The sequence below is a fragment of the Pseudomonas oryzihabitans genome (assembly GCF_007665395.1).
In the GTDB taxonomy this organism is placed as follows: Bacteria; Pseudomonadota; Gammaproteobacteria; order Pseudomonadales; family Pseudomonadaceae; genus Chryseomonas; species Chryseomonas psychrotolerans_C.
On sequence record NZ_VDND01000003.1, the window covers coordinates 67,931 to 87,711 of the forward strand.

Here is a 19,781-nt window from a genome sequence, read left to right on the forward strand (position 1 = left end):
GATGAGCGACACGGCTGATTTTCTCGCCTTCGTCCATGTCGGCGACCTGCACCTGACCACCGCCGAGGCGGACAACGCCCGCGACCTGCAGGCCATCCTGCAGCGGTTGCGGACGCGCGAAGAGCTGGATTTCGTCTTCCTGCCCGGTGACAACGCCGACAACGGCACGCCGGAGCAGTACCGGCTGCTGCGCCAATGGCTGAACGATTTTCCGCTGCCGGTCGCGGTGATCACCGGCGATCACGACATGGAAGGGGGCGATCTCGGCCCCTTCTACTCGGAGCTGCAGGTACCCCGGCTGCCCTACGCCAAGGACGTGGGTGGGGTGCGTTGCCTGTTCCTCGACATGTGCGGGCCCGGCAGCGGCGGACCGGACTTCCGCCTGGGCGCCGAGCAGCTGCAGTGGCTGGAGCGGGAGCTGCAGGAGGCGACCCGGCAGCAGCGCCAGTGCGCGGTCTTCATGCACAGCTATCCGGCGGACCTGCAGGGGGACGGCGAGGCGGAGCAGGTGGCGCGCCTGCTCCACGAAGGCCCGGTGCGGCTGGTGGAAATCGGTCATACCCACTACAACGAGCTGGCCCATGACGGCGGCGTGCTCTACGCCGCGTGCCGATCCACCGGCCAGATCGAAGAAGGCGGTGTAGGATTCGCCCTGGTCACCCTGGATGGCCCGGCGGTGAGCTGGCGCTTTCGCGAATGTGATCAGGCGGGGCCCTGGGTGCAGATCACCGCACCGGGGGATGCCAGGCTGAACGGCATGGCCGAGGCCCAGGGCCGTGAGTGCCGCGTCCTGGTGCTGGCCGAGACCGAGCTGGAGCGCTGCGAGTGGCAGTGCGACGACGGCGCCTGGTGGCCGCTGGAACCGCTGGGCAAGGGCCGCTATCGCGGCGACCGACCCCTGCCCGACGGCACCCGCTGCCTGCAGGTACGGGTGCGGGATACCCGGGGCGGCGAGGATAGCGATCGGATCGACCTGGTGAGCCAGCCACGCGCGCTCGCCGCACCGGGCGACTGGGGCTCGGATCGCACCCACCTGGGCGAATGGCAGGCCAAGGGCGTACTGGGCACCCAGCTGGGGCCCAATCGCAACGGCCGCAAATGGTGAGGGGGGCAAGCGCCCCCCTCGCGGATCGACTGTAAGGAACTTGTCTCAGATGGGATCCATCATCACTACCCCCCACGTCCTGACGTGGGTGATCGCCGCCCTGGCCACCCTGGGCGTGGTCACCCGGCCCTTCGGCCTACCCGAGGCGCTGTTCGCCGTCATCGGCGCGGCGTTGCTGGCCATTTTCGGCCTGCTGCCGCTGGCGGGCGTCTGGCATGGCGTCGCCAAGGGCACCGATGTCTACCTGTTCCTCATCGGCATGATGCTGCTGGCCGAGATCGCCCGGAAGGAAGGGCTGTTCGACTGGGTGGCCGGCCACGCGGTGCGTGCGGCCAAGGGCTCGGCGCTGCGGCTGTTCGCGCTGGTCTATGGCGTCGGCATCCTGGTCACGGTGTTCCTCTCCAACGACGCCTGCGCCGTGGTACTGACCCCGGCGGTCTACTACGCCACCCGCGCGGCGAAGGTGAAGAATCCGCTGCCCTACCTGTTCTCCTGCGCCTTCATCGCCAACGCGGCGAGCTTCGTCCTGCCGATCTCCAACCCGGCCAACTTGGTGGTGTTCGCCGAGCACATGCCCGAGCTGAGCCGCTGGCTGGCGCTGTTCATGGTGCCGTCGATCCTGGCCATCGGCGCGACCTTCCTGGTGCTCTGGGCAACCCAGGCCAAGGTCCTGCGGGCCGAGCGCCTGGCCGAGGGCGACGCGGTGGACCCCCTGCCCACCACCGGCCGGATCGCCGGCTGCGGCCTGATCCTGACCATCCTGGTATTGCTCGGCGCCTCGGCGCTGGACCTGGAGCTGGGCCTGCCGACCTTCCTCGCCGGCTTCGCCACCTTCCTGGTGGTGGTGGCCTGCAAGCGGGGTGGTGGCCTGGAATTGCTCAAGCACATCTCCTGGAGCGTCTTGCCGCTGGTGGCCGGGCTGTTCGTGCTGGTGGAAGCCCTGGAGACCACCGGGGTGCTGCAGGCGCTGGCCAACCAGCTGCAGGCCGCCGCCCAGGCGACCCCGGAGCGCGCCGCCTGGGGTGCCGGGCTGCTGGTGGCCTTCGGCAGCAACCTGGTCAACAACCTGCCCGCGGGTCTGCTGGCCGGCGCCGCCGTTCAGGCCGCCCATGTCTCGGAAAAGATCGCCGGGGCGGTACTGATCGGTATCGACCTGGGCCCCAACCTGTCCATCACCGGTTCGCTGGCGACCCTGCTGTGGCTGGCCGCGCTGCGCCGCGAGGGGTTGTCGGTGAGCTTCTGGCAATTCCTCAAGCTGGGCACCCTGGTGATGATCCCGGCGCTGCTGCTGGCGCTGGCTGCTCTGATCCACCTGTGAGGCGCTGACGGGCGGTCTCCCGGCGCAGCGGCGTTGTCGCTGCGCCTGGGGCACTATCGGGGTTCGTCCGCTACGGAGCATCGTCCATGGCCATCGCTCGCTACACCGGCTTCGCCCAGGCGCTGCACTGGCTGACCGTCGCGTTGCTGTGCCTGCTGCTGCCCTTCGTCTGGGTGGCGGAAAACTTTCCGCCCGGGCCGGTGCGGACGCTCTGGTACCTGCTGCACGAATCCACCGGACTCTCGGTATTCCTGCTGGTGCTGATCCGTCTGACCTGGCGCTGGCGCCATCCGGCGCCGCCCGCCAACCCCCGCGACGGTCGCCTGCTGCGGCTGCTCGCCGGACTCAATCACGGCCTGCTCTACGCCGTGTTGCTAATGATGCCGGTGACCGGCTACCTGATGGCCGGCCAGGGCCAGCCGGTGCCGGTGTTCGGGCTGTTCTCCCTGCCGGGATTTCCTCGGCAGGAAGCCCTCGGCATCCTCGCCAATCGCATCCACGTGGCCGGCCAGTTCGCCGTCTACGGCCTGGTGATCCTGCACGTGGCGGCGGTGGTCTGGCATGTGGCGATCCGCCGCGACGGGACGCTGGAGCGGATGCTCCCCGAGCAACGCCTCTAGGTTCTGTACGAAAAGTGCCTGCACTCGGTGATGCATCGTTGAAAACCGCTTCGGACTGCTCATTTACCACGCGTAAATTCCGCTTCCTCAGCGTTTTTCGCCTTGCCTGACCTTCGTTCGGCGACTTTTCGTACAGAACCTAGGCGCTGCCTTCCACCAACTGCCGATCACGCTCCAGCAGCGCCGGCAGGGTCTCGCGCAGGTGATCCACTAGGGTGCGGATCTTGGCGTCGAGAAAGGGTCGCGACGGATAGAGCGCATGGATGTCCAGCGCATAGAGCCGGTGCCCCGGCAGTACCCGTTGCAGGCGGCCGCTGGTCAGGCCGGCGACGGCGGCATACAGCGGCAGGGCGCCGATGCCCAGGCCGTTGGCCACGGCTTCGGCCAGGGCGTCGGCGGTGTTGACCTGGAACGGCGGCCGGTCCACCGCCACCTCGGCGCTGCCTTCCGGGCCTTCCAGCAGCCAGCGATCCGGCGCCATGGCGCGGTTGACCAGGCGCAGGCAGCGGTGCCCGGCCAGGTCCGCCGGCGTGGCCGGGTGGCCCTGGCGCTCGAGATAGCCGGGCGCCGCGCAGAGCACGCTATAAGTGCTGCCCAGGCGTGCCGAGCAGAAGGCCGAATCCGCAAGACCCGCGGCCAGGATCAGCGACAGGTCGTAGCCTTCCTTGAGGATGTCGGTGAAGGTATTGGTCAGCTGCAGGTCCAGGTCGACCTCGGGATAGCGCTCGCGATAGCCGGCCAGACTCTGGATCAGATAGTGCTGGCCGAGGCCGGTCATGGTGTGGATGCGCAATCGTCCACGCGGCACCGCCAGGGCGTGGCGGGCCTCGGCATCGGCTTCGTCGAGGTCGGCGAGGATACGCTCGCAGCGGACCAGGTAGCGCTCGCCGGCTTCGGTCAGGCGCAGCTGGCGGGTGGTCCGGTGCAGCAACCGGGTCTGCAGGTGCTGCTCCAGCTGGCTCACCGCCCGGGACACATAGGCGGTGGTGAGCTCCAGCTGGCGGGCGGCACCGGTGAAACTGCCGGTGCGGGCCACGCAGGCGAAGGCGCGCAGATTGAAGAGGTGATCCATGGACGAGGGCAGGGCCTGGCCGGGTAAAGAGGGCATTGTGGGCCATTACCCGCTCTTTGGTTAACGCTCTTTGCCGTCGCACCCGGCTTAATCGGGGTGGCCCCGGCTTCCTAGAATGAGCGCCGAGGCGCTGTGTCTCGCCCCCTTCCGTCGATCCCGTCGTTGCCCCGCATGCCTCTCGCTTCGCCGTTGCCCCTGCGCCCCTCCCGCGCCGTCCCGCGCAAACGCTGGCCCAGCCTGAACGCCTGGCGGCGGGCCGGCCGCGAATGGGCGCGCACCGATGGCCAGACCTGGGCCTTCATCGCCAAGGCGTTGCTGGCCGCCGCCCTGGCGCTGTGGCTGGCCTATCGCCTGGAGCTGCCGCAACCGAGCACCGTGCTGGTCACCGTCTTCATCGTCCTGCAACCGCAGAGCGGCCAGGTACTGGCCAAGAGTTTCTACCGGGTCCTGGGCAGCCTCGCCGGGCTGACCTTCACCGTCGCCGCCATCGCCCTGTTCGCCCAGGAGCGGGTCCTGCTGCTCGGCGCCCTGGTGCTGTGGATCGGCTATTGCACCCGCGGCGCGGCGCGCTACCGGGACTTTCGCAGCTATGCCTTTCTGCTCGCCGGCTACACCGCCTGCCTGGTCGGGCTGCCAGCGGTGGCCGAGCCGCAGGGCGCCTTTCTGCAGGCCATCTGGCGTCTGCTGGAGATCAGCCTGGGCATCTGCTGCGCCGGGGTGGTGAGCGTGGCGATCCTGCCGCAGACCACCCGCGGTGTCTTGCGCCGTACCCTGGCGCAGCGGCTGCGCGACTTCCTGGCCATGGCCCATGACGGCCTGCTCGGCCGCCTCGACGCCGAGCGCTTCGCCGCGCTCAGTGCCCGTTTCGCCGCCGACTCCGTGGGTTTCGAGAGCCTGCGCAGCGCCAGTGTCTTCGAGGAGCCCTACCTGCGCCGCCGCAGCGGGCGCCTGGCGGCCCTGGGCAACCGGCTCATGCTGCTCAACACCCGCTTTCATGCCCTCTACCAGTTGCTGGAGCGCCTGGCCGAGCGGCCCCCGGCGGTGCGCCAGGCCCTGGCGCCCGCCCTGGAATTGATCGCCGCCGCCCTGGCGCCCGGCCTGGGTAGGCTGCCGGAGGAGCGCGATGTGCGCCGGCTCAACGGGCGCCTGGCCGCCGAGCGCGAGCCGCTGATGGCGGCGATCCGCACCGGTCGCCAGCAACTGGCGCGGACGACGCCCGCGGCCGAGGCCGACCGACTCGACTACGACACCGCCGCCGAATTGCTCTATCGCTTCGCCGAGGATCTGCACCTGCTGGTGAATACCCAGCTGGAGCTGGATGCCCCGTCGCTGGGGCCTGCCGCGCCGCGCGAGACCTTCACGCCCCTGGCCAGTCGCGCGGTAGCCTGGATGGCCGGGCTGCGCAGTGCCCTGGTGGTACTGGGCGTGGGGCTGTTCTGGATCGCGACCGCCTGGCCGAGCGGGGCGGCCTGTACCCTGGCGGCAGGGCTGATCTCGGCGCTGGCCTCCACCTCGGCCGATCCGCGCCGCTATTGCCTGCAGTTGTCGGGAGGCACCCTGGTCGGCGCCCTGGTCGGAGGGCTACTGCAATTCCAGGTGCTGCCCTGGATCGACGGCTTCGCCCTGTTGCTGCTGGTGCTGGCGCCGGTATTCACCGCCGGCGCCTGGCTGATCACCCGTCCGCGCCTGGCCGGCTATGGTACCGGCTTGATGGTCTGGTTCTGCTCGGCGGCGCTGCCGGGCAATCTGCCACGCTACGATGCCGACCTCTTCTGCAACACCTACTTGGCTTACCTGGTGGCCTGTGGCGTGGCGGTGGTGGCCGTCAGCGTGCTCCTGCCACCCAGCCAGCCCTGGGTCTGGCGGCGGCTGGAAGACGCCCTGCGGGAGCGGCTGGTCCATGCCATAGGGGCTCCGCTGTCGGGTCTGAGCAGCCGCTTCGATGGCGGGCTGCGCGATCTGCTCAACCAGGTGCAGGTGCTGACCGTGGGCCAGCCGGTGGTGCAACGGCGCCTGCTGCGCTGGACCTTCCTCAGCCTGGAGCTGGGCCACGCCATCATCGAGTTGCGCCTGGAGCAGGCGGCCTTGCCGCCGCTGCCCTGGTATCGCGAGCAGCGCGCCTGGCGCCTGGCCATCCGCGCCCTGGGCCGGGCACTGGTACGGCTGTTCCGCCAGCCCGATGCCGCCAACCTCGCCCGCGCCCTGCGCGCGGTGGACCAGGCCATCCTCCTGGCGCACCAGGCCCAGCGCCACCTGGAGCCCAATCCCGGCGACTTCGACCGCTCGCCGCTACGGCGCATCGCCAGCTACCTGCACTTCATCCGCACCTCGCTGCTGGCACCGGATTCGCCTCTGGCCGCTTACCTGCCACGGACGCCGGACCCCGCGCGGGACGAGGGCTAGCAGCGCCCTGGAAAAATCCGGCTAGGCTTACGGACGGGGAGGGCGAAACGCCCTCTGCCACGCGACTTTCGGCATAACCAGAACAAGGCCCGACCGCCCATGCCCGTACGCTTCGTCCGTCCGCTGCTCTGTTCCGCTAGCTGTTTCCTCACCCCCTTGGCGTTCGCCCTGGACGCCCCCGGCGCACCGGGCGCCGCCCCCTTCTGGTCCTACTCCGGCAAGACCGGCATCGGTACCAGCTACGAGGCCTATCGCGACGGCGCCTTCAGCGACCAGGCCAGCACTGGCCGCGTCTCGCGGGTGTGGTTCTCCCTGGCCCAGGGGGTGGTCACCGAGACCATGCAGGGGCTGATCCACGAGGCGCAGCTGCGCGAGATGCAACTGGTGATCCGCGGCCCGGACTTCACCCACCTGGAGCGCGACGACACCGACAGCCGTATCGAATACCTGGCCACCGACGCCGCCGGCCGGCCCACCTCCCTGGCCTACCGGATCGTCAACCGCGACCGCCAGGGCCGCTACGAGATCGAGAAGCATGTCTTTACCGACCCGGACCAGGACACCCTGGTCATGCGCGTCATCTTTCGCAGCCAGGATCCGCGCATCCAGCCCTATCTCCATGTCGATCCGGCCCTGGCCAACAGCGGCAGCCATGATCGCGCGGCGGTGAAGGGCGCGGTGCTCTACGCCAGCGAAGGCCAGCACGCTCTGGTGGTCAAGGCCAGCCAGCCCCTGCAGACGCCCACCGTAGGCTTCGTCGGCGCTTCAGACGGCCTCGACGATCTGCGTCGTAACGGCAAGCTGACCCGCCTCTACAGCAGCACCGGCGACCAGGCCGGCAATGTCGCGATGCTGGCCAAGCTACCGCTCACCGGTGCCGAGACCACCCTGGACGTGGTGGCGGGCTTCGGCGCCAATCCGCGCCAGGCCGAGGCCGCGGCGGATGCCACCCTGGCCCGCGGCTATCGGAAGGTGCTGGCCCACTACAACGGCGAGGGCGACGTCATCGGCTGGCAGGACTACCTGGCCAGCCTCGACCAGCTGCCGCGGCTACAGGCCCAGGCCGGCGACGGCGGCAAGCTGCTCAACGCCAGCGCCCTGGTGCTCAAGGCCCAGGAGGACAAGACCCACGCGGGCGCCCTGATTGCTTCGCTGTCCAATCCCTGGGGCGAGACGGTGCCGGCCGCCAAGGGCACCACCGGCTACAAGGCGGTCTGGCCGCGCGACTTCTACCAGTGCGCCATGGCGCTGCTGGCGCTGGGCGACCGGCAGACGCCCAAGGTCGCCTTCAGCTACCTCAAGCAGGTGCAGGTGGACGCCAATACCGCGCACAAGCCGGCCGACAGCTCGGCCTTCATCCACCAGCAGAAGCAGGGCGACGAGGTTCGCGCGCCTGGCGCCACCGGCTGGTTCCTGCAGAAGACCCACGTCGACGGCACCATCGAATGGGTGGGCGTGCAACTGGACCAGACCGCCATGCCGATCATGCTCGGCTATCGCCTCTGGCAGGGCGGCCTGCTGGGCGATGCCGAGATCGATCGCTGGTACCGCGACATGCTCAGGCCCGCGGCGGATTTCCTCGCCCGCGACAGCCAGGTCAACCTGGGCTGGAACACCTGGCAGGTCAAGCCGCCGCAGACCCAGCAGGAGCGCTGGGAAGAGCAGTGGGGCTATTCGCCGTCCACCACCGCGGCGGTGATCGCCGGTCTCGCCACCGCGAGCGAACTGGCGCGCCACGCCGGCGACGAGGCCAATGCCAGCCGCTATCGCAACACCGCCCGGCGCTATTCGAGCCAGGTGGAACAGACCCTGGCCACCACCCAGGGCAGCCTGGGCGCCGGCACCTACTACCTGCGCATCACCCAGAACGCCGACCCGAACGACAAGGGCAAGCTGGTGGACAACAACAGCCGCCCGGGCTTGCCGGAAGACCAGGTGCTGGATGCCGGTTTCCTCGAGCTGGTGCGCTACGGCGTGCGGCCGGCCGGCGATCCCCTGGTGCAGAAGAGCCTGGCGGTGCTGGACGACGAAGGTCTGCCGGAGAATCTGAGAGTCAAGTACAGCTTCCAGTACCCCGGGGTGAAGGGCTCCTTCCCCGGCTGGCGGCGCTATGGCAACGACGGCTATGGCGAGAGTGAAACCTCCGGCAGCAACTTTCCCGCCACCGAACAGCCGGTGCCCAACTCCGGATTGCGCGGCCGGGTCTGGCCGATCTTCACCGGTGAGCGTGGTCACTATGAGCTGGCGCGCCTAGTTCTGCAGGGCAAGCCGGAGGCGGCGGCGCTGGCCAAGCTGCGCGACACCTATGTCCGCGGCCTGGAACTGTTCGCCAACGCCGGCCTGATGCTGCCCGAACAGGTCTGGGATGGCGTGGGCGACAACCGGCGCCATGGCTACACCAAGGGGCAGGGCACCGATTCCGCCACGCCCCTGGCCTGGTCCCACGCCGAATACGTCAAGCTGCTGCGCTCGATGGCGGACGGCCAGGTGTGGGATCACTATCCGGTGGTGGCGCGGGCGTTGGCGCCCTGAGGGAGGGCAGCGGTCGGGTCGCGAGCGCTGTCAGGACTCGCGACGCGGCAGCAGGTCGGGTCGTTGTTGCTCCAGCCATAGTACGATCTGCTGGAGCAGAGTTTCAGCCTGCCGTAATGCCTCTTCGGCCATCGAGTCGCTGACCAAGTCGCCCGAGTAGTCGATGACATTGCGCTGCTTCCGCAGGGTGTCCAGTACCAGCATCATTGGCGTAGCGAGACCTATGGTCCGGGGCAAGGACTGGATCATGGTCTGATGATGGCCAGGGCGACTGGTCAGGGTGCGATAGCCATTGGCCTGAAGCGCTGCATTGGCGCCCTGCATGATCGCCTTGTAGGCCAGATCGAAGCGGCTTTCACTGCTCAGCGTCGGCAGGTGGGCGTCAGTCAGGCTACGCTGCGCTGCCTCCAGCAGGCGCCGGATACCTGCCGAATCCGGCGTAATCGCTTCGAGACTTTTGCCAATCAAATTATCCAGGGTCATCTGTCCATCCTTGTGACAGTTCGCCAGCGTCGCCTATGACGAACAGCTTGGGCTTTTCTAGCAGATCCGTGACGAAGGCTCCCCCTTCCGCCAACAGCTTCTGCCATTCCTCTTGCCGGTATACCTTGGGATTGATCTCGCGGCCAAGCCTTTCCTGGCAGGGGTAAAGGGTCGCCACTACTTCACCGAAGGTCACGGTGCCCAGGATCATGAGGTCTATATCGCTTCCACTGTTCGCCTTGCCGCTGGCCATCGAGCCGAAGACGAAAGCTGCTTCTATCCGGTCTGCAACAGGGCCCAATGCCTCGGCCAGGATGTCGGTAAGGCCACTGGTCTTGCGCAGAATGCTCGCCAGCTCTTCGAAGATCGGGCAGTCCCGATTGGCACGGTAGTGCTGCTGATTACCCACGCGCGTTTTCACGGCCAGACCCGCCGAGACTAGCTTGACGAGTTCGCGGCTGAGGGTACCGGACTGGGTCTCGGTCAATCGCGCGATTTCACGCTGGTGATAGCTGCTATCCGGATGGAGCAGCAGCAGCGCCAAGACCTTGCGGCGATAGTCGGGAAAAAGGACGGACGCGAGTGACATCGGAAACCTATTTGCTGCCTTTTAGGCTGCAATTGAAGCCCAAAAGGCAGCAATCATCCAGCACTACCTTGGCTCAAACGATCAGCTAGATGCCTAACCGACAAGCGGTAGATCTCTGCTATAGCCAGTGCCAGAGCCTGTTTTATCTTCGATCGCTCAGGGAACGCCTGTAACAAGACTTGTCTGATGGGCGTTCTCGCGCTTTCCTGAGACGGGCGGATCCTTCCGCTCCCTGCTTTCCCTCTTCGCTCCGGCCCTCCTGCCCACGGTCCCGCACCGCGCGGTAGCGTGCCCGGCTGTCGGCGTTTTCTCTCGCTCGCCTCGTAACCCGCACCTTGTAGCCAGGGCGCGGGTGCCTGCTCCTGTCGAAAAGGTCACGGATATGACTGACGTCGCTCTCCCCATCGCGCTCTACCTGGGCACCCTGGTGCTGCTGGCCTTCGCCCTGCGCCGCAGTCCGCTGCTCACCCAGGAGACCCTGGCGCGTTCCTCGCCGCTGGATGCCCTGCGTGGCATCCTCGCCACCGCCGTGGTCTGCCTGCATTTCGTGCTGACCTATCACCTCAAGGCCGAGGGCCAGTGGCGCGAACCCGACAGCACCCTGCTCTACAACCTGGGCGTGGTGCCGGTCTCGCTGTTCTTCATGATCACCGGCTACCTGTTCTTCGGAAAGGTCTATCGCCGCACGCCGGACTGGGGCGAACTGCTCCGTTCGCGGGTGCTGCGGGTGATGCCGCTGTATCTCTGCGTGGTGGCGGTGGTGGTGCTCTTCACCCTGATCCGCACCCACTTCGTCATCACCGACGGCCAGCACTTCATGCTCGAACTGCTCAGCTGGGAGCTGTTTTCCGGCTTCAGTCTCAACGGCCTGGAGGAGAGCGGCTGGATGACCGCCGGCGCCCACTGGACGCTGCGCTACGAGGCGCTGTTCTACCTGGCGCTGCCGATCATCGCCGCGCTGTTCAATCGCCGTGGCTTCGGCCTGCCGCTGCTGATCTCGGCGCTGCTGGTGGGCGGCCTGGTGGCCGCCGGCTATCACTATCACGTGCTGGGCGCGCGCTTCGGCCTGCTGTTCCTGCTGGGCTTCCTGCCGGTGTTCGTCAAGGTCCATCGGCCGGCGCTGCTGGCGCGGTTGCGCACGCCTCTGGTGGCGGTCCTGTCGCTGGCACTGGTGGCTTACGCCATGGTTCAGCCGGACTACAGCCTCAAGCAGATGCTGGCGCTGGCGCTGCCCTTCGCCGCCATGGCCGCCGGCAACGACCTCTTCGGTCTCCTGCGCAGTCGCGGGCTCAAGGTACTGGGCGAGATCAGCTACAGCCTTTATCTGACCCACGGCCTGCTGCTCTATGGACTCTTCACCCTGCTCAACCTGGGTTCGGTCGAGGTCCTGGGCACGGTTGGCTTCATGGCGCTGCTGCCGCCGGTGCTGGTGCTCGCCTGTCTGCTGTCGATGCTCAGCTACCGCTGGATCGAGCGTCCGCTGATGCATCTGGGACGGGCGCCACGGCGTCAGGAAGTCCCCGCCTGAGCGCCGGCGCGGCTGTCCCGGGATGCTCCAGCAGAAAGGCCAACGCCTCGGCGCAGGAGGCTTCCACCTTGAGCGCCAGCAGGTCGTCCGCGCGGGTGCGGCCATAGCCCAGAGCGGCGATGGGCAGGCCGGCGCGGGCGGCGGCCTGGGCGAAGCGAAAGCCGGAATAGACCATCAGCGACGAGCCCACCACCAGCAGCGCATCGGCGCGGCCCAGGTGGGCAAAGGCACGCTCCACCCGCGCGCCGGGCACGTGTTCGCCAAAGAACACCACGTCCGGCTTGAGCAGGGCGCCGCAGCGCGGGCAGTCCGGCACGCGGAAACTCATGAAATCCACGCCTTCCAGATCGGCATCGCCATCCGGCGCGGTAGCCGCGTCCAGTTGCAGCCAGTCGCCATTAAGTTCGCCCAGCCATTGCTGGAATTCCTGGCGCGGCAGGCGCAGCTCGCAGCCCAGGCAGCGGATCTGGTCGAGGCGACCGTGCAGGTCGATCACCGCCTCGCTGCCGGCGGCCTGGTGCAGGCGGTCGACGTTCTGGGTCAGCAGCATCTCCACCTGGCCGCGCCGCTCCAGGGCCGCCAGCGCCTGGTGGGTAGCGTTGGGCCGCGCCTGGCAGAAGCGCGGCCAGCCGATCAGGCTGCGCGCCCAGTAGCGACGGCGCAAGAGCTCGTCGCCGACGAAGGCCTGCAGGGTGACCGGTTGCGGGCGCTTCCAGGCGCCGTCGCGGTCGCGGTAGTCAGGGATGCCGGAATCGGTGCTGCAACCGGCACCGGTGAGCAGGAAGATCCGCTCGTGCCGGGCGATGAAGGACTGGAGCTCGGGCAGGGACATCGTGCACCTGGGGTTGCGGGCGATACCCCCAGCTTGGAAAGGGTTATGCCGGGAGGCAAGCCGCAGCTGACGAACGTCCTGTCCGCCAGGCGGCGCTTAACCTCTCTAGTACACCGGCACGTAGATGTAGATCTGCGAATCCTGCGCATCCACCCCGGTGAAGGCCTCGGTGTAGTGCTCGAAGCAGGCGCCCGGGCGCGGTTGCAGGCCGCGGGCGGGGAGCAGCTCGGCGAACAGTCGGCCGAGGCTCTTGGCCACGCTGGGCGCGGTGCCCAGGTGCACGTAGCGGGCATAGCGGCCTTCCGGCAGTTCCTGGCGCACCATGCCGGCGGGCAGCGGGGCGCCCGGGGCGGTGGCCACGGCGGCCAGGTAGTGCATGGCGCCGGCCTGGCGCCAGCTCAGGCCATACCATTCGGCATCGCCTTCGCGCCCGGTGATCTCCCCGGCGCGGTCGGCGAAGCGCCGCCAGAGGGCGGCGATGTCTTCGCCCTGGCCGGGTTCGAACAGCAGGCCGGTCACTTCCAGGGCGGGATGGTCGACGATTTCCAGCGACATGGGACAGACTCTCTCGAAGATGGCATGAAGGTCGCCACCTTACTCCAGCGGCGCCGCGCGGTCAGCCGTGTTCGAGCATCCCGCGAAGGCGCCGCCCCGGCGCTGCCGAATCGGCCATCAGCCGATGGGCAGTTCCCCGGTCACGATCGCCGTGACGATGAACAGCCCGAACATCGGCAGCGACCATTTGAAGAACTCCTTCTGGTACTCGCCGAAGCTCATCTCCGTGCGATTCATCAGCAGGAACAGCCAGGCGACCGTCGGGCTCGCATAGCGCAGGGCCTGGCCCATGAAGGAGGCCACGCCGATCTCGGTGGGCGTGATGCCGAACTGGTAGGCGATGGGCGCCACCACCGGCAGGATGCCGAAGTAGTAGGCGTCCACCGGCAGGGCATAGCAGGCGATGGCGCCGAGGAAGGCGAACGCCAGCGCGGTATGGCTACCCATGGATTCTGGAATCAGGCCGGCGATGCTGGTGGCCACGGCAGCGGCCATGCCACTGCCGTTGAAGATTCCCAGGAAGCAGCCCGCCGCCAGGATGATCGAGGCCACGGCGATGGCATCGCCGCCATTGGCCGTGATGCGCTCGCGCTGCTCGGTGGCGCTGTAGTTCACCGCCAGGGCGAGGGCGGTCCCCAGCATGAAGACGAGGGCGCCACTGGCCCAGCCGGCCAGCAGGATGACGAGCATGGCCAGGGTCAGCGCCAGGTTGAACAGGAACAGCCGGGGTCTCTTGAATTCCCGGTCGTTCTCCCGGATGACCGTGACCATGTCCTCGATCTGCTGCGGTGTGACGATGGCCCGTTCGCCAGGGATGTAGCCCAGTCGCGCGCGCTCCTTGCGGCCCATCAGGTAGGCCATGCAGAACACATAGACGAAGGACACGCCGAGGATCGGCAGGATCGCCACGAACAGGGTGTTGACCTCCACGTTCAACACCGCCGCGGCACGGGCCAGCGGGCCACCCCACGGCAGGCAGTTGCCCAGGCCACAGGGGAGGATGATCAGCATTGCCAGGTTCGACAGCTTCAGGCCCATCTGCTTGTACAGGGGCAGGAAGGCGCTGGTGATGATGAGGATGGTGGTGGTGCCGTCGCCATCCAGGGTCACCACCGACGAGGTGAAGGCCGTGACCAGGATGATCTTCAAGGGATCGCCGTTGGCCTTGCGGATGAGATAGGTACACAGCGGGTCGAACAGCCCCACGTTCATCATCAGGCTGAAATAGAGGATGGCGAAGAGGATCATCACCGTGGGATTGACCGTGCCCAGCGTCACCTTGCCGGTCTGGCTGGTGGAATAGAACAGGCCTTCGCGGATCCAGGTGAGCAGGGAATCCACCGGCAGGCCGCTGGTGAGGCAGGCGAGGAGGCCGGCGGCCAGGGAGACCACGATCAAGCCGGTGAAGGGGGACAGCTTCTGCCTGATGACCAGGAACAGGAAGGCGACGATCAGCGCATAGCCGAGAAAGGTGAGCATCCGGAGTGACTCCCAGTTTTATTGTTATCGGGACACGAGCAGGGCAGGGGAGCCGACCAGGCGGCTCCCGGGCAAGCATCAGGACTTCTTCAATAGCTCGGTCACCCAGCCTGGGGCCAGCTCGGGCAAGGGTTCGCCACTGGCGCGGCGGTGGGCGTAGTCGGCGATGACCGCGCGGCGCTGGGCCTCGTAGGCGTCCTTCTTCTCTGCGGCTTCGAGCACCTCCAGCAGGCGCGCTCGGGGGACCACGGTTACACCGTCGTAGTCGCCGAAGACCAGATCGCCTGGTGCGACCTCGACACCGGCGCACCGGACCGGCACGTTGATCCGCCCAGGACCCTGCTTGGCCGGGCTGCGCTGCATGAAGCCCCTGGCGTATACCGGGATGTCCAGCTCGGCCAGGGGACGCCGGTCACGCACGCAGCCATCGACCACCAGGCCGGCCAGGCCCACGGCCTGGGCGGCCCCGGCCATCAGGTCCCCCAGGTAGGCGCGTTCCGGATAAGCCTTGCCGGCCACCACGAGGACGTAGCCGGGTCGTCCCTGGTAGATGGCCACGTGGATGGGAAAGTTGTCGCCCTCCTCGGTATCCACGGTATAGGCCGTGCCCAGCAGGATCTTGCGGTCGTCCAGCGGCAGGAGGTCTGCGTCCATGCAGCCGCTGCGCGGAATGCCGAGGCTCTGCATGCCGTCGCACAACTGGGCGGGGCTGAGGGCGCGAAAGCGCTCCAGCAGCGCCGCCGGAATGAGTTCGGGTAGCGGCAGGTACTGGTCGGTGTTCATTGGGGCGACTCCTGCTGGGCGCGGGTGAACTGGGCGATGGCGGCGCGGTAGTCCAGCTCGCTGCCACCAGGTCCGAGTTCGCTGCGCCAGTCATGCCCGGCCAGCTTCAGGAGCTGGTCGCGGGTGGCGATGGACATGCTGGCGTCGACGCCGACGCCTTGCAGGGTGGCGACCACGTCGTCCAGCTCGGCGGCGCGGCGCTTGGCATGGATGAGCGTGCGGGCGGTGAAGGTGTCGGCCAGTTGCGTCACCGTCTTGCCATCGAGGGAGTCGCCGAGGGAGGCGACCAGGGTGTCGAGCACGCCGAAGCGCTCGGCGGCCTGGAAGGACTCCAGGAAGAGTTGCGGCAGGCCCTTCATCACCACGCTCTTGAGCATCTTGATCGCCGAGGCGGCACCGGGCTCGGCGTCCAGTACGGTGAGGCGCATGCCATATGGGGTGAGGGCGGTGGCGAAGGCCCGTGCCGCACTGCCGGCCAGCAGCATCGGGACGCGGTGGTTGTTGCCCGGTACGGTGCCCATCACCGCGCAGTCGCAGAACCCCACGCCGGCCGCCCGGGGCAGGCGTTCGATGCCCTGCTTGACCGCAGGCGCCGCGGAATTCAGGTCCAGGTAATCCTGGCCCGCCGTCAGCAACGGCAGGATGCGCTCGGCCAGTGCCAGGGCGCTGCTCGCGCTAGTGAGGCAGAGGACGAAGCGCGCGCCGTCACAGGCCTGCGCGAGGCTGTCGTACAGGGGCACCCGCGCCTCGCTGGCGCGCTGCCTGATCAAAGGACCCGCCTGGGCGTCGTCGTGATAGGCGTCGTAGGCGCCCAGTTGCAAGCCGTCCGCCGAGCCCAGGCCGAGCGCCAGGTGATAGGCCGCCTCGCCAAAGCCTATGAAGACCAGTTTCATCGTCGCTACCTTCTCTTGGTGTTGTTTGCCAGATAGCAGCGCAAGGGCTGTGCCAGCTGCTACACCAGTCCCTTGCCTATCCCACAAGAGCTTTTGCATCAGTCACTTGGCGGTGCTGGGCGCTAGGTTCCGGCCGGGGTAGAGGGTTGACAGGTCACGCAGAAGCTTGCAAAAGCTTTCACATCGCCCGCCGGGCTGAAACAAGAAGAATGCCGATGAATGCCCCGCAGACCTCGCCGCCGCCGGACGCCCTGTCCGGCCGCATCGCGGTGATCGCGCCTTCGCGCACCCTGACGCGGACCATGGAGGAACTCCTGCGCCAGCGGGGGATGGCGCTGCCCGTGGTGGAGGCGGTCCAGGGCAATGCCTTGCGCACCGCCCAGCGCCTGCTGGAGCAGGGGGCCGTGGTGCTGATCAGTCGTGGCAAGACGGCCCATCGCCTGCGGGAGCATTTCCGCGTGCCGGTGGTGGAGCTCAGGCACACCTTCTTCGACTGCATCAACGCCTACCGGAAGGCGCTTCGCCTTTCGCCCCGGGTGGCCTTTCTCGCCACCTCGAACGGCTACGCGCGGATCCTGGCGAAATCCCATCCGTTCATGCCCGACGCCCGCATCTGCGTCATCGACCCCCTCGCCAGTAGCCAGGAGATCGAGTCACGGCTCGATGAGCTGCAGGCGCAGGGCATCGAAGTCACCATCGGTGGGCTTTCCTTCGCCGACACCGTCGCCGCCCGCGGCCTGCACTTCGTGATGTCGGAGACCGACGGCGATGCCGCCGCCGAGGCACTCGACGAGGCACTGCACCTGCTCCAGGTCGAGGACGAGCGCCGCCTGCAGCGCCAGGAGCTGCAGCGTCGCTACGAGATGATCCAGGCGATCCTCGACTGCGTGTCGGAAGGCATCTTCAGCGTCGATGGGGCGGGCCGGGTAACCCGCATGAATCAGGTGGCCCGGTCGTACCTGGCGGATATCGCCTGTGGCGATTCCGTCGCCGACCTGCCGATCGGGCGCTATTTCGAACAGGCGCTGCAACACGGCCAGGCGGTGCGCGGCGCGCTGCTGGACATCGGGCGGCGCGCCCTGACCCTGAGCATCGCCCCCATCGAGCTGGACGCCCAGGTCATAGGGGCGGTCGCTACCCTGCAGAACCAGACGGACATCCGTACCCTCGAGCGCAAGATGCGCCGGGCATTGGCCGGGCGGCACCTGGCGCAGCGCACCTTCGCCGACATCGTCGGCAGCAGTCCGGCGCTGCAGCGGGTCAAGCGGCTGGCCGCCGCCTATGCCAAGGCCGACAGCACCCTGATCATCGAGGGCGAGACCGGTACCGGCAAGGAGCTCTTCGCCCAGAGCATCCACAACGCTTCCGCGCGGCGCCACGGTCCCTTCGTGGCCATCAACTGCGCGGCCTTCGCCCCCGGCGTCCTGGAAAGCGAGCTGTTCGGCTACGTCAAGGGCGCCTTCACCGGCGCCTCCAGCGAAGGCCGCACCGGCGTATTCGAGCTGGCGCACACCGGTACCCTGTTCCTCGACGAGATCAGCGAAACCGCCCCGGACATCCAGCTGAAATTGCTGCGCACCCTGCAGGAGCGCCAGGTCATCCGGATCGGTGACGACAAGGTCACGCCGGTGGACATCCGCATCATCACGGCCAGTAACAAGCCCTTGCTGGCCCAGGTCGCCAAGGGGCTGTTCCGCGAGGATTTCTACTACCGTCTCTGCGTGCTGCGCCTGACGCTACCGCCCTTGCGCGAACGCCGTAGCGATCTGCCGGAGTTGCTGGAACGGCTCCTGCCGAATCCGTCCGCCGACACCCAGGCGCTCATCCAAACCCTACTGGAGCGCCTGGCCGACTATCCCTGGCCGGGCAACGTGCGCCAGGTCGCCAACCTCGCCGAACGCCTGAGGGTCATGCGCGACTGCGACTGGCCTGCCGACGAGCTGCTTGATGAGCTGCTCGGCGATCTGCCAAGGCCCGAGGATCCGGCGGTCGCGGCGCCTCCCGATGAACGCGCAATCCTGCATGCGGCCCTGAACGCCGTGGGAGGAAGTCGCAAGCAGGCGGCCAGTCGACTCGGCATCAGCACGGCGACCCTGTGGCGGCGGATGCGCAAATACCTGGACGAAGACCCGTCCTGCTTCGATGGCAGTCGCTACGCCCGCCTGACTGAGCCCGAGGACTGATCACCCTCCATCCCTTCAGGCATCGGCAGGCAGCACCTGGGTCAGCGCCAGGCCGGCCAGGCGGGCGCTGGCCAGCAGGCGCTCCAGGCTCTGGCCGTGCCGCGCGCTGGCGGAGAGGCCGGCCATGGTGGTGGCGACGAAGTCGGCCAGTCGCTGCGCGTCCTGCGGATGGCGCGCGGCGATGCTGCTGCGGATGAATTCCTGGGCGGCCAGGTGATAGACCTGCGCCGCCGCGCGTGCCTGGGGATCGTCGCAATGCATACCCTCCAGCACCAGGCAGCCGGCTGCCTCCGGGTCGGTGGCATAGCTGCGCGCCGCCACTTCCAGCAGCTGCACCAGCGCCTTGGCCAGGGGCTGGTCGGCTTCCAGGATCTGCCGCAGCGGCAGGGCGCCGGTCAGGGTGTAGCGTTCGAGCACCTTCCGATACAGCTCGGCCTTGCTGCCGAAGGCCGCATAGAAACTGGGTGGATTGATGCCGAGGGCCTGGGTCAGGTCGGCGACGCTCACCCCGTCGTAGCCCTGGGCATGGAACAGGCGCTGCGCACGGGTGATGGCCTCGTCCGGATCGAAGCGCCGTGGCCGGCCACGGGGTGCGGGTTTATTTGTAGCGGTCATTACAAAATACCTTGACAGGCGGCATGTGAGGTTTATTGTAACACTCACTACATTAATCAGGAGGCAAGGTCATGGCGAATTTTGCAGGCAAGTCGGTACTGGTACTGGGCGGCAGTCGCGGGATAGGGGCGGCCATCGTGCGGCGCTTCGCCGCCGAGGGCGCCCGGGTGACCTTCACCTATTCCAGTTCCCAGGAGGCCGCCCAGGCGCTGGCTGCCGAAACCGGCAGCACCGCCCAGGCGACCGACAGCGCCGACCGCGATGCGGTCATCGCCCGGGTGCGCGACAGCGGTCCGCTGGACGTGCTGGTGGTGAATTCCGGCGTCGCCCTGTTCGGCGATGCGCTGGAGCAGGACCCGGATGCCGTCGACCGGCTGCTGCGCATCAATGTACAGGCGCCCTATCACGCCGCGGTGGAGGCCGCGCGGCAGATGCCCGCCGGGGGTCGCATCATCGTGATCGGCTCGGTGAATGGCGACCGCATGCCGGTGCCCGGCCTGGCCGCCTACGCCGTGAGCAAATCCGCGCTGCAGGGGCTGGCCCGCGGCCTGGCGCGGGACTTCGGGCCGCGCGGCATCACCGTCAACGTGGTGCAGCCGGGGCCCATCGATACCGACATGAATCCCGCCGAGGGGCCGATGAAGGACATGATGCACAGCTTCCTGGCGATCAAGCGCCACGGCCGCGTCGAGGAAGTGGCCGGCATGGTGGCCTGGCTTGCCGGACCCGAGGCCGGCTTCGTCACCGGCGCCATGCATACCATCGATGGGGCCTTCGGCGCCTGATCGCTT

General features: G+C 67.9%; 17 protein-coding genes. 8 read left to right on the forward strand and 9 right to left on the reverse strand.

Features of this window, described 5'->3' with window-relative positions; translation table 11 throughout:
- The first annotated feature begins 1 nt into the window (after position 1).
- The 3 genes from FSV73_RS07885 (at position 2) to FSV73_RS07895 (ending at position 3,043) form a co-directional block, all read left to right on the forward strand.
- Positions 2-1,105 carry a metallophosphoesterase family protein gene (locus tag FSV73_RS07885; protein WP_145006411.1) on the forward strand — a complete coding sequence of 368 codons (1,104 nt, stop codon included), beginning with the start codon at positions 2-4 and terminating at the stop codon, positions 1,103-1,105.
- Positions 1,106-1,145: 40 nt separating this feature from the next.
- Complete coding sequence (locus FSV73_RS07890; protein WP_260856040.1) at positions 1,146-2,423, forward strand: arsenic transporter; 1,278 nt, start codon at positions 1,146-1,148, stop codon at positions 2,421-2,423.
- Positions 2,424-2,509: 86 nt separating this feature from the next.
- Entirely contained in the window at positions 2,510-3,043 is a 534-nt protein-coding gene (locus FSV73_RS07895; RefSeq protein ID WP_145006417.1) for a cytochrome b, read from the forward strand.
- A gap of 139 nt (positions 3,044-3,182) precedes the next feature.
- Here FSV73_RS07895 and FSV73_RS07900 read toward each other — a convergent pair whose 3' ends face one another.
- Complete coding sequence (locus tag FSV73_RS07900; protein ID WP_145007281.1) at positions 3,183-4,115, reverse strand: LysR family transcriptional regulator; 933 nt, start codon at positions 4,113-4,115, stop codon at positions 3,183-3,185.
- Between the two features lie 171 nt (positions 4,116-4,286).
- On the opposite strand from FSV73_RS07900, the gene FSV73_RS07905 reads away from it, so the two are divergent.
- Both FSV73_RS07905 and FSV73_RS07910 read left to right on the forward strand, forming a co-directional pair.
- Positions 4,287-6,518 (forward strand): FUSC family protein, encoded by a 2,232-nt coding sequence (locus tag FSV73_RS07905; protein WP_145006420.1) that lies wholly within the window; start codon positions 4,287-4,289, stop codon positions 6,516-6,518.
- A gap of 99 nt (positions 6,519-6,617) precedes the next feature.
- Positions 6,618-9,050 (forward strand): glucan 1,4-alpha-glucosidase, encoded by a 2,433-nt coding sequence (locus tag FSV73_RS07910; RefSeq protein WP_145006423.1) that lies wholly within the window; start codon positions 6,618-6,620, stop codon positions 9,048-9,050.
- 30 nt (positions 9,051-9,080) lie between these two features.
- Here FSV73_RS07910 and FSV73_RS07915 read toward each other — a convergent pair whose 3' ends face one another.
- Together FSV73_RS07915 and FSV73_RS07920 are read right to left on the reverse strand one after the other, a co-directional pair.
- Positions 9,081-9,533 carry a DNA-binding protein gene (locus FSV73_RS07915; protein ID WP_145006426.1) on the reverse strand — a complete coding sequence of 151 codons (453 nt, stop codon included), beginning with the start codon at positions 9,531-9,533 and terminating at the stop codon, positions 9,081-9,083.
- Entirely contained in the window at positions 9,520-10,122 is a 603-nt protein-coding gene (locus FSV73_RS07920; protein ID WP_145006429.1) for a nucleotidyltransferase domain-containing protein, read from the reverse strand. Before FSV73_RS07920 ends, FSV73_RS07915 begins: the two co-directional genes overlap by 14 nt.
- Before the next feature lie 382 nt (positions 10,123-10,504).
- Here FSV73_RS07920 and FSV73_RS07925 point away from each other — a divergent pair, with 382 nt between their 5' ends.
- A complete protein-coding gene (locus FSV73_RS07925; protein ID WP_145006432.1) occupies positions 10,505-11,650 on the forward strand; it encodes an acyltransferase family protein in 1,146 nt (381 codons plus the stop codon).
- Here FSV73_RS07925 and FSV73_RS07930 read toward each other — a convergent pair.
- The 5 genes from FSV73_RS07930 to FSV73_RS07950 form a co-directional block, all read right to left on the reverse strand.
- Positions 11,577-12,482, reverse strand: a complete 906-nt coding sequence (locus tag FSV73_RS07930) for an NAD-dependent protein deacetylase (RefSeq protein WP_145006435.1) — start codon at positions 12,480-12,482, stop codon at positions 11,577-11,579. The two genes, FSV73_RS07925 and FSV73_RS07930, sit on opposite strands and share 74 nt — an antisense overlap.
- 105 nt (positions 12,483-12,587) lie before the next feature.
- Positions 12,588-13,037 carry a GyrI-like domain-containing protein gene (locus FSV73_RS07935; protein WP_059231065.1) on the reverse strand — a complete coding sequence of 150 codons (450 nt, stop codon included), beginning with the start codon at positions 13,035-13,037 and terminating at the stop codon, positions 12,588-12,590.
- A 117-nt stretch (positions 13,038-13,154) separates the two neighbouring features.
- Positions 13,155-14,516 carry a CitMHS family transporter gene (locus tag FSV73_RS07940; RefSeq protein ID WP_145006438.1) on the reverse strand — a complete coding sequence of 454 codons (1,362 nt, stop codon included), beginning with the start codon at positions 14,514-14,516 and terminating at the stop codon, positions 13,155-13,157.
- 78 nt (positions 14,517-14,594) lie between these two features.
- The gene (locus tag FSV73_RS07945) at positions 14,595-15,299 is read right to left on the reverse strand and encodes an RraA family protein (protein WP_145006441.1); all 705 of its coding nucleotides are present in this window, start codon (positions 15,297-15,299) and stop codon (positions 14,595-14,597) included.
- Complete coding sequence (locus FSV73_RS07950) at positions 15,296-16,192, reverse strand: DUF1932 domain-containing protein (RefSeq protein ID WP_145006444.1); 897 nt, start codon at positions 16,190-16,192, stop codon at positions 15,296-15,298. The genes FSV73_RS07945 and FSV73_RS07950 overlap by 4 nt, the downstream gene beginning before the upstream one ends.
- 215 nt (positions 16,193-16,407) lie before the next feature.
- Here FSV73_RS07950 and FSV73_RS07955 point away from each other — a divergent pair, with 215 nt between their 5' ends.
- A complete protein-coding gene (locus FSV73_RS07955; protein ID WP_186309185.1) occupies positions 16,408-18,375 on the forward strand; it encodes a sigma 54-interacting transcriptional regulator in 1,968 nt (655 codons plus the stop codon).
- A gap of 15 nt (positions 18,376-18,390) precedes the next feature.
- On the opposite strand, the gene FSV73_RS07960 is transcribed toward FSV73_RS07955, so the two are convergent.
- Positions 18,391-18,990 carry a TetR/AcrR family transcriptional regulator gene (locus tag FSV73_RS07960; protein WP_145006450.1) on the reverse strand — a complete coding sequence of 200 codons (600 nt, stop codon included), beginning with the start codon at positions 18,988-18,990 and terminating at the stop codon, positions 18,391-18,393.
- Positions 18,991-19,061: 71 nt separating this feature from the next.
- Between FSV73_RS07960 and bdcA the strand changes: the two genes are divergently transcribed.
- Complete coding sequence (gene bdcA / locus FSV73_RS07965) at positions 19,062-19,775, forward strand: SDR family oxidoreductase (RefSeq protein ID WP_145006453.1); 714 nt, start codon at positions 19,062-19,064, stop codon at positions 19,773-19,775.
- Positions 19,776-19,781: the final 6 nt, after the last annotated feature.

Coding starts and splice junctions, on each gene's coding strand:
- FSV73_RS07935 (WP_059231065.1), bottom strand. CDS start 13,037: ATGTCGCTGGAAATCGTCGACCATCCCGCCCTGGAAGTGACCGGCCTG.
- FSV73_RS07895 (WP_145006417.1), top strand. CDS start 2,510: ATGGCCATCGCTCGCTACACCGGCTTCGCCCAGGCGCTGCACTGGCTG.
- FSV73_RS07915 (WP_145006426.1), bottom strand. CDS start 9,533: ATGACCCTGGATAATTTGATTGGCAAAAGTCTCGAAGCGATTACGCCG.
- FSV73_RS07950 (WP_145006444.1), bottom strand. CDS start 16,192: ATGAAACTGGTCTTCATAGGCTTTGGCGAGGCGGCCTATCACCTGGCG.
- FSV73_RS07920 (WP_145006429.1), bottom strand. CDS start 10,122: ATGTCACTCGCGTCCGTCCTTTTTCCCGACTATCGCCGCAAGGTCTTG.
- FSV73_RS07905 (WP_145006420.1), top strand. CDS start 4,287: ATGCCTCTCGCTTCGCCGTTGCCCCTGCGCCCCTCCCGCGCCGTCCCG.
- FSV73_RS07945 (WP_145006441.1), bottom strand. CDS start 15,299: ATGAACACCGACCAGTACCTGCCGCTACCCGAACTCATTCCGGCGGCG.
- FSV73_RS07885 (WP_145006411.1), top strand. CDS start 2: ATGAGCGACACGGCTGATTTTCTCGCCTTCGTCCATGTCGGCGACCTG.
- FSV73_RS07955 (WP_186309185.1), top strand. CDS start 16,408: ATGAATGCCCCGCAGACCTCGCCGCCGCCGGACGCCCTGTCCGGCCGC.
- FSV73_RS07910 (WP_145006423.1), top strand. CDS start 6,618: ATGCCCGTACGCTTCGTCCGTCCGCTGCTCTGTTCCGCTAGCTGTTTC.
- bdcA (WP_145006453.1), top strand. CDS start 19,062: ATGGCGAATTTTGCAGGCAAGTCGGTACTGGTACTGGGCGGCAGTCGC.
- FSV73_RS07930 (WP_145006435.1), bottom strand. CDS start 12,482: ATGTCCCTGCCCGAGCTCCAGTCCTTCATCGCCCGGCACGAGCGGATC.
- FSV73_RS07940 (WP_145006438.1), bottom strand. CDS start 14,516: ATGCTCACCTTTCTCGGCTATGCGCTGATCGTCGCCTTCCTGTTCCTG.
- FSV73_RS07900 (WP_145007281.1), bottom strand. CDS start 4,115: ATGGATCACCTCTTCAATCTGCGCGCCTTCGCCTGCGTGGCCCGCACC.
- FSV73_RS07925 (WP_145006432.1), top strand. CDS start 10,505: ATGACTGACGTCGCTCTCCCCATCGCGCTCTACCTGGGCACCCTGGTG.
- FSV73_RS07960 (WP_145006450.1), bottom strand. CDS start 18,990: ATGACCGCTACAAATAAACCCGCACCCCGTGGCCGGCCACGGCGCTTC.